Origin of the sequence: Paraburkholderia sp. UYCP14C (assembly GCF_004197395.1) — a bacterium.
Lineage (GTDB): Bacteria > Pseudomonadota > Gammaproteobacteria > Burkholderiales > Burkholderiaceae > Paraburkholderia.
On sequence record NZ_SELS01000003.1, the window covers coordinates 158540 to 173485 of the forward strand.

A 14946-nucleotide genomic window follows, 5' to 3' on the forward strand; every position below is an offset into this window, starting at 1 on the left:
AGTTCGCGGCCAGAATGCAAAAAGCCCGGTCGCGGTGACCGGGCTTTTTGCATGAATCTGGTGGTGGGGCGTGAGTGACTCGAACACTCGACCTACGGATTAAGAGTCCGCTGCTCTACCAACTGAGCTAACGCCCCAACAGAAGCGAAATTATGCAGGATCTTTTCGAGATTGCCAAGCCCTTTTAGCAGTTTTGTTAAAAAGATCGCATCTCCGGAACTGGAGCCTTCCCTCGACAAAGCGGTCATCCCGAAACCATCGTTGCGTCCAACGCTGCCGGTATCATGTCGCGGACACCTCGCCGCACGCAGCATCACGCGGCATTCGACCGGGGATTGCCATGGATGACAAAGAGATTACCGAGTTGCTCGACCGAGTTCTCGCACCATGGGTCCGGGCGCTCACGCTGACGCCGATCAAGGTCGACGAGGAAAGTGCGACGCTGCGTCTGCCGTTCTCCGGCGAGTGGCGTCACTCAGGCGGCATGATCAGCGGCCAGGTGTTCATGGCGGCCGCGGATACGGCGATGGTCGTCGCCATCACCGCCGCGCTCGGCGGCTTCAAGCCGATGAGCACGGTGTCGCTGAACATCAACTTCATGCGCGCGGTCCGCAAGGGCGATGTGCTGATCAAGGCGCGCGTGCTGCGCATGGGCCGCAATCTCGTGTTCGGCGAAGTCGAACTGTTCGACGAAGGCGGCAACATGGCCGTTCAAGCCACCACGACTTACGCGCTGCTGGCGTGAATGCTCGCCGGCCACGAGCCGGCCGGCAACACAATCGATCCGTGGCAAGAGCAAAGGAAAGCAAGGAAAAGCAGCATGTTCGATCAGGTCGTATTCGCCGGCGGCGGCAACCGCTGCTGGTGGCAGGCGGGTTTCTGGGACGTCGTGCAGCCGCAACTCGACATCCGTCCGCGCGTGATCACCGGCATTTCGGCCGGCGCCGCTACCGCGTGCATGATCTACACGCGCGGAGATTCCGACTGGGTCATGCGCTATTACGAGGACGCGCTGCGTCACAACACGCGCAACGCCTACTGGGGCAACCTGCTGCGCGGCGAGTCGGTGTTCCCGCATTACCGGATCTACCGACAGGCGCTGCTCGACATCTACGGCGACAAGTTTTCCAGGCTCGCGCAGGCGCCGGAAATCCGCATCGGCGTGTCGCATCTGCCGCGCTGGCTTGGCGCGAGAAGCGCGGTCGCGGCGGGGCTGGTGGCGTACAACATCGAAAAATACGTGCGCAAGACGCTGCATCCGACGCTCGGTCGGACGCTTGGCTTTCATCCGGAATTCGTGCGCGCGCAGGATTGCGCGAGCGTCGAGGAGTTGGCGGACCTGATCCTGCAATCGTCGAGTACGCCGCCGTTCACGCCGGTTCTGCGACGCAACGGCCGGCCGGTGCTGGACGGCGGCATGGTCGATAACGTGCCGGTCGGCGCGCTCGATGCCGATGCGCCGGGCAACGTGCTCGTGATGGTCACGCGTCTCTATCCGCGGCCGCAGATGTTCGTCGTGCCGCACGGCGTGCAGCAGCGGCTTTACGTGCAGCCGTCGCGCAAGGTGCCGATTTCAAGTTGGGATTACACGAGTCCGTCGCAGATGACGCACGCCTATAACCTCGGCCGGGCAGACGGCGAGGTCTTCCTTGAGCGCATACCCGCATTGATGGAAGCCGGAGCCCACGAAGCGCGGTGAGCAACGCGACACGCGACGCGGCGGGCCAAGCCTGACCCGCCAGTCGCTTCACCCGTCAATCACCGCCGACGCCCGCCCTGCAACGCCTCTGGATTCGCGACACTGGCGGTATCGCCGGCGTCGAACGCGAGGATGTTCTTGAACGCCGCGGAAAAATACAGCTCGTAGCTCTCACGCTCCACGTAGCCGATGTGCGGCGTGCAGATCACGTTTTCCATGCGCAGCAGGCTGTAGCCTTGCAGGATCGGCTCGCTTTCGTAGACGTCGATCGCGACCATCCCCGGACGGTTGTGCGACAGCGCGGTCACCAGCGCATTCTCTTCGAGCAACTCGGCACGGCTCGTGTTCACGAGCAGCGCGGTCGGCTTCATGCGCATCAGATCGTCCTGCTTGACGATGCCACGCGTGTCGTCGTGCAGACGCAGATGCAGCGACAGCACATCGCTGGTCTCGAACAGTTCCTCACGACTCGCCGCGACGCCGTAGCCGTCAGCGCTAGCAGCCTCACGCGAATGCTCGCGGCCCCAGATCAGCACGTTCATGCCGAACGCCTTGCCGTAGCCAGCGAGCAGCCGCCCGATCTTGCCGTAGCCCCAGATCCCGAGCGTCTGTCCGCGCAGCACCTGGCCCAAACCGAAGTTCGGCGGCAACGCCGACGTCTTCAGTCCTGACTGCTGCCAGGCGCCCTGCTTAAGGTTTGCCACGTATTGCGGAATACGCCGTTGGGCGGCCATGATGAGTGCCCACGTCAGTTCGGCCGGTGCGACCGGCGAACCGCTGCCCTCGAGCACGGCGATGCCGCGCTCGGTACAGGCCGCGAGATCGATGTGGCTCGATACTTTGCCGGTCTGACTGATCATGCGCAAACGCGGTAGCTTATCGAGCAGTTGCGAGGTGATGCGAGTACGTTCGCGAATCAGGACGAGGGCGTCGACTTCCGCAAGACGGCTCGCCAATTGTCCGAGACCGCGCACGGTATTGTTGAATACTTTGACTTCCTGGTCGGCCAGCAATTGAAAGCAGTCGAGCTTGCGAACGGCGTCCTGGTAATCGTCGAGGATGGCAATCTTCATGGTATGTAATTTGCGGCGCACCTCGGTGGTGCGAACGGAATGTTATGCTGACTGTCCCAGCATGTGACTTAGGTCACACGTTGGTCTGGCTAGATGTCCTACCGTAGAAACTGTCGCACAAAAAAGAACGGCACCGCTACGGGAAGGCGAATTGAGAACGTTTTTAGCAGTTTGTTGCGTGTTGAGGCAAGCCGCTTTACACAAGGTTGCAGAAGCTTTGTAAGAAGCGCGCCTCCGCCTGGCAAGCTGTGTGGCCCAGGACGATCTGCGCAATCGTGCGCCGACGGTCGAAATGACACGTCGGCGTGACGAATTCAATGCCTCTCGCATGCAGCGTCCCAGGGCTTGTGCCGTTTTTCTATTGCTTCAAACGGAGACAAGTCGATGAATCATCCCTCGTTCGAAGGGCAGCCTGCTATCCAGGCGCCCGCATGGGTCAAACACCGCAAGCTGATCGACTGGGTCCAGCGCATCGCCGCGCTGACCAAGCCCGAAAAGGTGGTCTGGTGCGACGGCTCGCAGGAAGAATATGACCGCCTGTGCGCACAGATGGTCGAAGCCGGAACCCTGAAGAAACTCAACCCCGCCAAGCGTCCCAATTCCTATCTTGCCTGGTCCGATCCGTCCGACGTCGCGCGCGTCGAGGATCGCACTTTCATCTGCTCGCAGCGCGCCGAAGATGCCGGCCCCACCAACAACTGGATCGCTCCGGCCGAAATGCGCTCGACGCTCGACGGCCTGTTCGACGGCGCGATGCGCGGTCGCACGATGTACGTGGTGCCGTTCTCGATGGGCCCGCTCGGCTCGCCGATCGCGCACATCGGCGTCGAGCTGAGCGACAGCCCGTACGTCGCGACCAATATGCGCATCATGACGCGCATGGGTCGCAAGGTGTACGACGTGCTCGGCGAGGACGGCGAGTTCGTGCCGTGCGTGCATTCGGTCGGCGCACCGCTCGCGGCGGGCGAGCAGGACGTCGCGTGGCCGTGCAACAAGACCAAGTACATCGTGCATTTCCCCGAAGCGCGCGAAATCTGGAGCTTTGGCTCGGGCTACGGCGGCAATGCGCTGCTCGGCAAGAAGTGCTTCGCGCTGCGCATCGCATCGACGATGGGCCGCGACGAGGGTTGGCTCGCCGAACACATGCTGATTCTCGGCGTTACGTCGCCGGAAGGGCGCAAGCATCACGTGGCGGCGGCGTTCCCGTCGGCGTGCGGCAAGACCAACTTTGCGATGCTGATTCCGCCGGCCGGCCTGAACGGCTGGAAAATCTCGACGATCGGCGACGACATCGCGTGGATCAAGCCGGGCAAGGACGGCCGCCTGTACGCGATCAATCCGGAAGCCGGCTACTTCGGCGTTGCGCCGGGCACGAGCGAAAAAACCAACTACAACGCGCTCGCCACGTTGAAGGAAAACGTGATCTTCACGAACGTCGCGCTGACCGACGACGGCGACGTCTGGTGGGAAGGCATGACCGACGAGCCGCCGGCGCACCTGATTGACTGGCAGGGCAAGGACTGGACGTCGGCCGAGGCAAAGGAAACCGGCCGCAAGGCGGCGCATCCGAACGCGCGCTTTACGGCGCCGGCTTCGCAGTGCCCGTCGATCGACGCGGACTGGGAAAACCCGGCCGGCGTCGCGATCGACGCGTTCATCTTCGGCGGCCGCCGCTCGACCACCGTGCCGCTCGTCACCGAAGCGCGCAACTGGGTCGAGGGCGTCTACATGGCGGCGACGATGGGCTCCGAAACCACCGCCGCGGCCGCTGGCCAGCAGGGCGTGGTGCGTCGTGATCCGTTCGCGATGCTGCCGTTCTGCGGCTACAACATGAGCGACTATTTCAGCCATTGGCTGAAAACCGGTGAGCGTCTGCAGCAACTGAGCGCGAAGCTGCCGAAAATCTTCTGTGTGAACTGGTTCCGCAAGGGCACGGACGGCAAGTTCGTGTGGCCCGGCTTTGGCGAGAACATGCGCGTGCTGAGCTGGATGGTCGGCCGCATCGAAGGCACCGCGCAGGGCGAAGAGCATGCGTTCGGCGTTTCGCCGCACTATGAGGACATCGACTGGAGCGGCCTGAACTTCAGCCGCGAGCAGTTCGAGCAGGTGATTTCCGTCGACGACGCTGCCTGGCGCGACGAACTCGTGCTGCACACGGAGCTGTTTGACACGCTGCAACACGGTCTGCCGCCGGCGCTGACCGAAGCGAAGCGTGCGCTCGAGGGAAAACTCACAGCCTAATCATGTGAGTGCTCACTCAGCCTGAAAAGCCGCCCTCGGGCGGCTTTTTTCTTTGGGCGCTGGCTTTACTTCCATCTTGGCGACTTCCACTACGCCCGAACAACCGTTGCGTCTGTTCGAACAAAAAAGACAGAGCAAGCTGCAGCGCAGCAGATTGTTTTCGTTTTGGGAATAATCGCTGGTCGGACCCCGGTTTTGTGGACACAGTTGTACCAAAATTGACAATATTTCGTGTTTCGCGGGCAACTTCTGCACGATATTGCGAGTCGTAGGAGAATTCCAAGTTCGCTTCACTGGTTTTCACCAATTGTCAGGAAGCAGTAACAAGGCAGGGAGTTGTCCTATGGATCATTTGCAGTCGATGCGAGTTTTCGTCAAGGTGGCGGATCTCGGCAGTTTTGCCCGCGCCGCAAGCGCGATGGATATTTCCAACGCGGTCGCCACCCGTCACGTTGCCGACCTCGAAGGCCGCCTTGGTACGCGGCTGCTCAATCGCACGACCCGCAGCTTGTCGCTGACCGAATCCGGTCAGGTCTATCTCGAGCGCGCCCGTCAGATTCTCGACGAACTGGAAGATGTCGAACAGATGGTGGTCGCGCGCAATCACGAACCCGTCGGCACGCTGCGCATCGTCGCGCCCGTCGTGTTCGGGCTCCATAACCTCGCGCCCGTGCTGCAAACGTACGCGGAGCGCTATCCGAAAGTCATTCCCGATGTCACGCTGGTCGATCGTCAGGTCGACCTCGTCGAGGAAGGTTTCGACGTCGGCGTCGTGATCGCCCGGCAAATGCGCAGCGCGAGCATCGTCACGCGGCGTCTGACCACCGGCTGCATGACCGTCTGCGCGACGCCGGCATATCTGGAAAAGCATGGCACGCCGTCGCGTCCCGAACATCTGCTCGAACATCCTTGCCTGAGCCTGCCGTCCGAATACTGGGGCGATGAGCGGGTGTTCACCGGGCCGGAAGGCGAAGTGCGGGTGCGGCCGTCGAACGTGATCGTTGCGAACAACACGGAAATGCTGCGGCAGTTTGCGCTGCTTGGCATGGGCATCGCGATACTGCCGAGCTATCTGATCGGTCGCGACATGACGCGCGGCCGGCTGGTGCGTCTGCTCGGCGACTATCGTTTGCCGCAGGTCGAGATCAATATTGCGTACCCGAGCCGCCGTCACCTGCCGGCCAAGGTGCGCACGTTCATCGACCATCTGGTCGAGCACTTCAACCAGACGCCGAACAGCGTGCTCGGCGAGCAGTGGATTAAGGACGGTCTGGAGCGTCCGGCGACCTCGGCCGCGTTCGAGACTGCCGAGTCGCGTGCGCCGGAAGCGTTCGATGGCGCGGAGCCGCTGTCGCGGCTGCTCGATAGCGAGCTGTCGCCGGCCGTGCCGAAGCCGATGACGAAGTCGTCCAATCGCAGCACACGGCCGACGGCGTTGTCGCCGCTGTAAGTCTTTGAATGTCGAAGCCCGCAGCCCTGTGGGCATCCAATAAAAAGGCGCAGTCACCTGAAGTGACTGCGCCTTTTTTAATGCGCAAATGCGGACGCAGCCGCAGGCCACGCACGGATCACCGGCTGGCGGCTGCCACCGCAAGCCGCCGATCCGAACCCCACCTTACGAGCCGGTTTTACGCGCCGCGGCTTTCTTCGCCGGTGCCTTCTTGGCCGCAGCGCTCTTGGCCGCGGGAGCCTTCTTCGCCGCCGCCTTCTTTTCCGCCGGCTCCGCCTTCACGGCCACAGCGGTATCGCCTTCGTCCGCTTCCGGCATCGCCTTCGCCGCAGAACGGGCACCCGACGTCTTCGCCGCCGCGGTTTTCGCCGCCGCCGGCTCCTTCTTCTCGAACTCGAAGCCGATCTTGCCGTCGTTCTGCTTGACGAGGAACGCCTTGAAGTTACGACCCGTACGCGACGACTTGAAGTTCGTCAGCAGGTCGGTGCGACCCTCCTCGAGCAGCTTGGCCATCTGCTCGCGGGCGATTTCCTGCTGCAGGATCACCTTGCCTGATCGGAAGTCGCACGACTTCGGATTTGCGACCGAGTTTTCGCAGACGTAGCTCATGCCGTGCTCGAACACGCGGCCCTGGCACTTCGGACACGCACCGACCGGCTGCTGATCGGAGAAGTCGGGCGGTTCGCCGTCTTCGCCGGCCGCATCCTGGCCGAAGTCGAACTCGAGCTTGTAGTTCTTGATCTCGTCGTCGAGCGACAGTTTCAGGATCGCCGAGAACGGCCGCCCCATCTTGCTGCGGAAACCCGACAGCGGCCCGATCGTCTTGTTCTGCAGCAATTCCTCGACTTCGGGGATCTCGAATTGACGACCGCCCGGAATCTTCGAGATCGAGAACTCGCACTTCGAGCACGCGAAGCGGCGGTAGTTTTCCTTCACCTGGCCGCCGCAATTCGGGCAAGGTGTCTGCAACGTCGCGTAATCGCCCGGGATCGTGTCGGAATCGTATTCCTTCGCGCGCTTGACGATGGTCTGCGTCATGCGCGCGATTTCCTGCATGAACGCGTCGCGAGGCAGGTTGCCGCGCTCCATCTGCGACAGCTTGTATTCCCATTCGCCGGTCAGCTCCGGCGCAGTCAGCTCCTTCACGCCGAGCCCGCGCAGCAGCGTCATCAGCTGGAAGGCCTTGGCTGTCGGAAACAGATCGCGGCCTTCGCGGATCAGGTACTTTTCGGTGAGCAGACCTTCGATGATCGCCGCGCGCGTCGCCGGCGTGCCGAGACCCTTGGCCGCCATCGCTTCGCGCAACTCGTCGTCTTCGACCAGCTTGCCCGCGCCTTCCATCGCCGACAGCAGCGTCGCTTCGTTGTAGCGCGCCGGCGGCTTCGTGACCAGTTGCTGCGCGGCGATCTTGTCGGTCTTGACCTTCTCGTCCTTCTGCACCGGCACGAGGTTCGCGTCGTCGCCGCTGGTTTCCCGGCCGTAGACCTGCAGCCAGCCCGGCTCGACGAGCACCTTGCCCTCGGTCTTGAACTGATGGCCGACCACCTCGGTGATACGCGTCGTCACGCGGTATTCGGCGGCCGGGAAGAACACCGCGAGGAAGCGCTTGACGACGAGGTCGTAAAGCTTCTGCTCCGGCTCGGACAGATTCTTCGGCGCCTGCAGCGTCGGGATGATCGCGAAGTGGTCGCTGATCTTCGAGTTGTCGAAGATGCGCTTGTTCGGCTTCACCCAGCCCTTGTCGAGCACCTGTTTCGCGAACGGCAGGTAGTTGTTGCTCTCCTTGAGCATGCCGAGCGTCTGCTTGACCGTGTCCAGATAGTCTTCCGGCAGCGCGCGCGCGTCGGTTCGCGGATAGGTCAGCACCTTGTGCTTTTCGTACAGCGCCTGAGCGAGGCCCAGCGTGTTCTTCGCCGAGAAGCCGAAGCGGCCGTTGGCTTCACGCTGCAGGCTGGTCAGGTCGAAGAGAGCGGGCGAGAGCTGCGTCGACGGTTTCGACTCCTCGGTCACCGTGCCCATCTGGCCGCGGCAAGCCGCGACGATCGTCTCTGCCGCGGGCAGCGACCACAGGCGCGAATCGCGCTTTTCCGGGTCGAACTCGTCGCGCTTGAATTTCGGGTCGAACCAGCGGCCTTCGTAGAAGCCGCCCGCACAAACGAACTCCGCCTTCACTTCCCAGTAATCGCGCGGCACGAAGCGTCGAATCTTCTCTTCGCGCTCGACGACGATCGACAGTGTCGGGGTCTGCACCCGCCCGACCGTGGTCAGGAAAAAGCCGCCGCCCTTGCTGTTGAACGCGGTCATTGCGCGCGTGCCGTTGATACCGACGAGCCAGTCCGCTTCCGAGCGGCAGCGCGCCGCGTCGGCGAGCGGCTGCATCTCTTCGTCGCTGCGCAGACGCGCGAAACCGTCGCGGATCGAGCCGGCCGTCATCGACTGCAGCCACAGCCGTTGCACCGGCTGCTTGGCTTTCGCGTGCTGCGCGATCAGGCGGAAAATCAGCTCGCCCTCGCGCCCCGCGTCGCATGCGTTGATCAGACGGTCGATGTCCTTGCGCTTCAGCAGCTTGGTCAGCACCTTCAGGCGCGACTCGCTCTTGGCGATCGGATTCAGATCGAAATGCGGAGGAATGACGGGCAGGTTGGCAAAGCTCCACTTGCCACGCTTGACTTCGTATTCGTCGGGCGCGGCGATTTCCAGCAGATGGCCCACTGCCGATGAAAGGACGTAGTCGTCGCTTTCGTAGTACTCGTCATGCTTGGTAAAGCCGCCCAAAGCGCGCGCGATGTCGTTCGCGACAGAAGGCTTTTCGGCGATGATCAGTGCTTTGGACATGACTCGATGTGAGGTTGGTAGATCCGGGTTGGTGGCCTTGAGCGCCAACATGGCGCGCGACGCTCGCTTGAGACCTTTTTCGACCCAATAACGACCGCTTTATAGCACAAGGCACGAACCCAACGGGTCAAGTGCCATAAAAGCGCGCCATCATAATTGCGCGTCCGGCGGTTGATCAACTGCGGCAAACGCCGCGTGCGGACAGCGATGCCAGCGGCGATGCTGTCCCAAAGTTGGTCGGCGACCGCCCTTGCCGCAAGCCGCGCGCCGCGAGGCTTTCCGTTTGGCCGGGCGGCGCGCGAAGTCGTCTTCAGGCTACCGCCAGCGCCGGTCGCAGCTTCGGCGCGCCGGTCACGCCGGGCAGTGTGGTCAGATCCGACAACATCCGCTCGACGATCGACACCTGTGGCAAAACCGTACCGAAAAATCGTGTCGTCACCGAGTCTTCGATCAGGACGGTCGGGAAATTCTCGACGTCCAGATCGTCGAAGCGATCCGCATGAGTTTCGATGTCGATCCATGCGAAACAGACTTCCGGGTGCCGATCGGCCAGTTGATTGAAGGCGTCCCGGTATTCGCGGCACGTTCCGCACCATTCCGCGCACAGGCATGCAACGAACAACGTGTCGGGTTCGTTGACGCGCTCGGCGATCCGGTCCTGATCGGTGTCGAGATTCAGCGCGGGCATGAAGTGGTTTCCTTGTGTACTTTGTCGGGTCCTTTGGCGCGAATGTAGCATGGCCGGTCGCGAAAAGTTGCCAATCTGCGTTGATGCCGGTCAGTCTCGGCTCATTCATGATGGGCTCGCATGAAGCGGCCGCCGGGCAGCAGCGTGACTTCCCCAGCGAGTTCGAGCCGGAGCAGGGCGGCGTGCAGGGCGGCGTCCTCCATCTCGGTGCGGGCGGCGAGAATTTCAAGCGTCGTCGGCGAATGGCCGAGCGCGACGAGCAGCCGCTGGGCGTCGGCGCAGAGCGCCGGCTGCTGCGGGGCCAATTCGGACGTCGGTGAGTCGGCGAAGGCGGTGCTCGTAGCTTGCGAAGCGTTTGCTTCCGACGCAACGCGCAAACCCGGATGCTCCAGCGGCACGGTCCGCTTCGCCGCGCGTCCCGCATTGCGCGCCGGCCGCCGGGCAAAGCCCAACTCCTCCAGCACCTCGTCAGGCGTTTCCACCAGCCGCGCCCCCTGCTTGATCATCCGATGACAGCCGCGCGACAACGGCGCGTAAATCGATCCCGGCAACGCGAACACGTCGCGCCCCATCTCGTTGGCGAGCCGCGCGGTAATCAGCGAACCGGAGCGCATGGCCGCCTCGACGATCACGACGCCGCTGACCAGCCCGGCGATCAACCGGTTGCGCTGCGGGAAATTGGCGGCGCGCGCCGGCGTGCCGAGCGGCCACTCGGACAGGATTGCGCCCTGCGCGCCGATCTGCCGCGCCAGCGCATGATGCGCGGCCGGATAGACGAGATCCGCACCGGTGCCGATCACCGCGACCGTCCCGCCGACGCCTTCCAGCCCGCCCCGATGCGCGGCGCCGTCGATGCCGAGCGCGAGTCCCGAGACGACCGTCACACCCGCCGCCGACAGTTCACGCGCGAACCGCCGCGCATCCTCGATGCCCTGCGGGGTCGCGCTGCGGCTGCCCACCAGCGCGACCGCGCGCGTATGCAGCAGATCGAGCCGGCCCTTTATATATAGAAGCGGTGGCGGATCGGGCATCGTCAGCAGCGCGGGCGGATAGGCGGGATCGTCGAGCGTGACGATCTGGTTGCCCGGCTGCTCGCGCCATGCGAGCACCGCATCGAACTGGCCGTCGAACGTTGGACCGGGCGGTGCCAGCACCGCGCGCGCCGCGGCTTCACCGGCGACTGCCGCGAGCGTCTCCGGCGACTGCGCAAAGAGCGCCTGCGGCAACCCGAATGCGCCAAGCAACAGACGCAACGCCTCGGGTTTGAGGCCCGGCGCAAGCGACAACCGCAACCAGGCGGCCAGTTCATTACGGGTTGCGGGCAAGGTCTCCATGCGGGTCGCTCCTCTGGCGAGGCCTGCGGGCAGGCGGGCGCCATGCTAAAATTTTCATCATCCGAAATAAAACGGCAAATATGCCGCGAATAACCGCGGCGCCGCGCTTAACGGTGCGGGTTCGTCGTCGGGCGCACGAGGCGCGTTGAATCGAACCGGTTCGACACCATCTATCCTCTGCGTATTACGACGGGCTCACAACCTGGCCGAATGGCTAACGCGAGCCTTTCCGCGGTTGGCGGCGTCTGAAATCACACTCGAAATCATGGCTTTACTGAACATCCTCAATTACCCGGACAAACGGCTGCACAAGGTGGCGAAGCCAGTCGCGGAGGTCAACGACCGTATCCGCCGCCTGGTCGCGGACATGTCCGAAACGATGTACGCGGCGCCCGGCGTCGGCCTCGCCGCCACCCAGGTAGACGTGCACGAGCGCGTGATCGTGATCGACGTGTCCGAAACGCACGACGAACTGCTCGCGTTCATCAACCCGGAAATCGTCTGGTCCAGCGATGAGAGGAAGCTGTCGGAAGAGGGCTGCCTGTCGGTGCCCGGGATCTACGACAACGTCGAGCGCGCCGAGAAGGTGCGCGTGCGCGCGCTGAACGAGAAGGGCGAAACGTTCGAGCTCGATTGCGAGGGGCTCCTCGCCGTGTGCATCCAGCACGAGATGGATCACCTGATGGGCCGCGTGTTCGTCGAATATCTGTCGCCGCTGAAGCAAACGCGCATCAAGAGCAAGATGAAGAAGCTCGCCCACGCGATGTAACGCGCTTTCAACTTGCCCGCCGCCCTTACATGAGTCATTCGTTGCGCGTCATCTTCGCCGGTACGCCGGAATTCGCCGCGGCCGCGCTGGCCGCGATTCATCGTGCCGGGTTTGCCGTGCCGCTCGTACTGACGCAGCCGGACCGACCTGCGGGACGCGGCATGAAGCTTCAGGCGAGCCCGGTCAAGCGCTACGCGCAGGAACATGGCCTCGCGCTCGCGCAGCCCACCTCGCTGCGCCGCGCCGGCAAATATCCGCAGGAGGCCGCCGCCGGCATCGAGCAACTGCGCGCAACGCCGCACGACGTGATGGTGGTCGCCGCTTATGGGCTGATCCTTCCGCAGGAAGTGCTCGACATTCCGCGCTTCGGCTGCATCAACATTCACGCGTCGCTGCTGCCGCGCTGGCGCGGCGCGGCGCCGATTCATCGCGCGATCGAGGCGGGCGACACGCAAACCGGCATCACGCTGATGCAGATGGACGCCGGCCTCGACACCGGCGCGATGATCTCCGAAGTGCGCACCCCGATCTCCGCCGACGACACCACCGCCACGTTGCACGATCGCCTCGCCGAGGACGGCGCGCGGCTGATCGTCGACGCGCTGATCGAACTCGAGCGCAGCGGCAAGCTGACGTCGAGCCCGCAACCGGCCGACGGCGTGACCTACGCGGAAAAAATCGCCAAGCACGAAGCGGCGCTCGACTGGCGCCGCCCGGCCGAGGCGCTTGCGCGTCAGGTGCGCGCGTTCGACCCATTCCCCGGCGGCGCCGGCACGCTCGACGACGGCAGCACCGTCAAGATCTGGGCCGCCACCGCTGCGGTCTCGTCGGCCGCGGGCAGCGACAAGGCGCCAGGCACCATCACCGAGGTGGCGCCCGACGGCGTACTGGTCGCTTGCGGCGAGGGCGTACTGCGTCTGACGCAATTGCAGAAGCCGGGCGGCAAGCGCCTGCCGGTGCGCGAATTCCTGGCTGGCTCGCCGCTCGCCGCAGGGCAGCGCTTCCAGCTTCCCAGAGCGGAATAAGCGCACCGCGCGTGCAGAACATCGTCCATTCGGCCGGTGTTCTGCACGCGCGCCGCGAGGGCGCCGCGCGTTAGAATCCTCTATGCAGCAGACCAGTTTTCGAGGCTTCATCCCATGTTCGGCATCGTCCATTTCGAGTTTTTCATCGTCGCGGTTTTTCTCCTGAACATCACGCCGGGGCCGGATACCGCTTATATCGTCGGGCGCAGCGTCGCCCAGGGCCGCGGCGCGGGGCTGATGTCGGCGCTCGGCATTTCGGCGGGCTGCTGCATTCATTCGCTGGCCTGCGCGTTTGGACTGACCGCGCTGCTGGCCGCGTCGGCTACGGCGTTCACCATCGTCAAATTCGTCGGCGCGATTTATCTGGTCTATCTGGGTGTGCGGCTGGTCTTCACGAAGCCGCCCGCCAATGCGCCCGCCGGCGGCGTGCGCGCGCCGTCCACGCCGAAGTCGCTGCGGCAGTTGTTCCTGCAAGGCTTCTGGACCAACGTGCTGAACCCGAAGGTCGTGCTGTTTTTCGTGTCGTTCTTCCCGCAATTCGTCACCACGGGCAGCGAACACAAGACCTTCGCGTTTCTCACGCTCGGCGCGGTCTTCGTGCTGATGAGCATGGTCTGGAACAGCTTCGTCGCGTGGATCGCGGGCAGCGTCACGCAGCGTTTCTCGGGCAAGCCGGCGGTCAAGCGCTGGCTCGACCGCGGCGTTGGCAGCGCGTTCGTCGGCCTGGGCATCAAACTCGCGACCGCCTCGCGATGATTGAATTTTCCCGCATCGCCCATATCTAACATTTCGCTTACAATCTGGCGCCGCAATCGCGCGGCACGGAGATGAAGGCCACGCTCGGGGCAAGGAGTTGCAGACATGTTCAATTGGGTCAAAACCGCGATGTTGATGGCCGCGATCACGGCCCTTTTCATCGTGATCGGCGGGATGATCGGCGGGTCGCGCGGCATGATGCTCGCGCTCGTGATCGCCCTTGGGATGAATTTCTTTTCGTACTGGTTCTCCGACAAGATGGTCCTGCGCATGTACAACGCGCAGGAAGTCGACGAAAACAGCGCGCCGCAGTTCTATCGGATGGTGCGTGATCTCGCCACGCGCGCGAACCTGCCGATGCCGCGCGTCTACCTGATCAACGAAGACGCGCCGAACGCGTTCGCCACCGGCCGCAACCCGGAGCACGCGGCGGTCGCGGCGACCACCGGCATTCTGCGCGTGCTGTCCGAGCGCGAGATGCGCGGCGTGATGGCGCACGAACTCTCGCACGTGAAGCATCGCGACATTCTGATCTCGACGATTTCGGCGACCATGGCCGGCGCAATTTCCGCGTTGGCGAACTTCGCGATGTTCTTCGGCGGCCGCGACGAAAACGGCCGTCCCGCGAACCCGATCGCGAGCATCGCGGTTGCGCTGCTCGCGCCGATTGCGGGCGCGTTGATCCAGATGGCGATTTCACGTGCGCGCGAGTTCGAAGCCGACCGTGGCGGCGCGCAGATTTCGGGCGACCCGCAGGCGCTGGCTTCGGCGCTCGACAAGATTCATCGCTATGCGAGCGGCATTCCGTTCCCGACGGCCGAGGCGCATCCGGCCACCGCGCAGATGATGATCATGAATCCGCTGTCGGGCGGCGGTATCGCGAATCTGTTCTCGACGCACCCCGCGACCGAGGAACGCATCGCGCGTCTGATGGAAATGGCACGCACCGGGCGCTTCGACTAAGGCGCCGCGTCGTTCGGCGCTTCGAGTCTGAAATACTGAAGAGCGGGCCCGCGAGGCCCGCCTTTTTTCGCGCCTGTCGTCGCCGCTGCGCGACAGCATTCGCCGCCGCTACC

At 63.7% G+C, this 14946-nt stretch carries 13 protein-coding genes and 1 tRNA gene; 8 read left to right on the plus strand and 6 right to left on the minus strand.

Features of this window, described 5'->3' with window-relative positions; translation table 11 throughout:
• Window positions 1-61: 61 nt before the first annotated feature.
• A tRNA-Lys gene (locus EVC45_RS03830) sits at window positions 62-137 on the minus strand.
• Window positions 138-340: 203 nt separating this feature from the next.
• Here EVC45_RS03830 and EVC45_RS03835 point away from each other — a divergent pair.
• Complete coding sequence (locus tag EVC45_RS03835; RefSeq protein ID WP_129956709.1) at window positions 341-745, plus strand: PaaI family thioesterase; 405 nt, start codon at window positions 341-343, stop codon at window positions 743-745.
• 75 nt (window positions 746-820) lie between these two features.
• Window positions 821-1699, plus strand: coding sequence for a patatin-like phospholipase family protein (locus tag EVC45_RS03840; RefSeq protein ID WP_129956710.1), 879 nt, complete (start codon window positions 821-823; stop codon window positions 1697-1699).
• 59 nt (window positions 1700-1758) lie between these two features.
• On the opposite strand, the gene EVC45_RS03845 is transcribed toward EVC45_RS03840, so the two are convergent.
• Window positions 1759-2772 carry a D-2-hydroxyacid dehydrogenase family protein gene (locus EVC45_RS03845; RefSeq protein WP_129956711.1) on the minus strand — a complete coding sequence of 338 codons (1014 nt, stop codon included), beginning with the start codon at window positions 2770-2772 and terminating at the stop codon, window positions 1759-1761.
• A 384-nt stretch (window positions 2773-3156) separates the two neighbouring features.
• On the opposite strand from EVC45_RS03845, the gene EVC45_RS03850 reads away from it, so the two are divergent.
• Window positions 3157-5013: a phosphoenolpyruvate carboxykinase (GTP) gene (locus EVC45_RS03850; protein WP_129956712.1), complete on the plus strand. Its 1857-nt coding sequence runs from the start codon at window positions 3157-3159 to the stop codon at window positions 5011-5013.
• 16 nt (window positions 5014-5029) lie between these two features.
• On the opposite strand, the gene EVC45_RS03855 is transcribed toward EVC45_RS03850, so the two are convergent.
• A complete protein-coding gene (locus EVC45_RS03855) occupies window positions 5030-5296 on the minus strand; it encodes a hypothetical protein (protein WP_168991393.1) in 267 nt (88 codons plus the stop codon).
• Between the two features lie 60 nt (window positions 5297-5356).
• Between EVC45_RS03855 and EVC45_RS03860 the strand changes: the two genes are divergently transcribed.
• On the plus strand, window positions 5357-6463 hold the full coding sequence (locus EVC45_RS03860; protein ID WP_129956714.1) for a LysR family transcriptional regulator: 1107 nt from the start codon (window positions 5357-5359) through the stop codon (window positions 6461-6463).
• A 165-nt stretch (window positions 6464-6628) separates the two neighbouring features.
• Here EVC45_RS03860 and EVC45_RS03865 read toward each other — a convergent pair whose 3' ends face one another.
• The 3 genes from EVC45_RS03865 to dprA form a co-directional block, all read right to left on the minus strand.
• On the minus strand, window positions 6629-9298 hold the full coding sequence (locus EVC45_RS03865) for a DNA topoisomerase III (protein WP_129956715.1): 2670 nt from the start codon (window positions 9296-9298) through the stop codon (window positions 6629-6631).
• 310 nt (window positions 9299-9608) lie between these two features.
• On the minus strand, window positions 9609-9986 hold the full coding sequence (locus tag EVC45_RS03870; protein ID WP_129956716.1) for a thioredoxin family protein: 378 nt from the start codon (window positions 9984-9986) through the stop codon (window positions 9609-9611).
• A gap of 101 nt (window positions 9987-10087) precedes the next feature.
• Window positions 10088-11320: a DNA-processing protein DprA gene (gene dprA / locus EVC45_RS03875; protein ID WP_129956717.1), complete on the minus strand. Its 1233-nt coding sequence runs from the start codon at window positions 11318-11320 to the stop codon at window positions 10088-10090.
• 265 nt (window positions 11321-11585) lie between these two features.
• Here dprA and def point away from each other — a divergent pair, with 265 nt between their 5' ends.
• The 4 genes from def to htpX all read left to right on the plus strand — a co-directional run bounded on the left by def (window position 11586) and on the right by htpX (window position 14833).
• A complete protein-coding gene (gene def / locus EVC45_RS03880; protein WP_129956718.1) occupies window positions 11586-12089 on the plus strand; it encodes a peptide deformylase in 504 nt (167 codons plus the stop codon).
• A 29-nt stretch (window positions 12090-12118) separates the two neighbouring features.
• A complete protein-coding gene (fmt, locus tag EVC45_RS03885) occupies window positions 12119-13114 on the plus strand; it encodes a methionyl-tRNA formyltransferase (RefSeq protein WP_129956719.1) in 996 nt (331 codons plus the stop codon).
• 114 nt (window positions 13115-13228) lie between these two features.
• Window positions 13229-13870 (plus strand): LysE family translocator, encoded by a 642-nt coding sequence (locus EVC45_RS03890; RefSeq protein WP_129956720.1) that lies wholly within the window; start codon window positions 13229-13231, stop codon window positions 13868-13870.
• Window positions 13871-13975: 105 nt separating this feature from the next.
• Window positions 13976-14833, plus strand: a complete 858-nt coding sequence (gene htpX, locus EVC45_RS03895) for a zinc metalloprotease HtpX (protein ID WP_013088049.1) — start codon at window positions 13976-13978, stop codon at window positions 14831-14833.
• Window positions 14834-14946 lie beyond the last annotated feature (113 nt).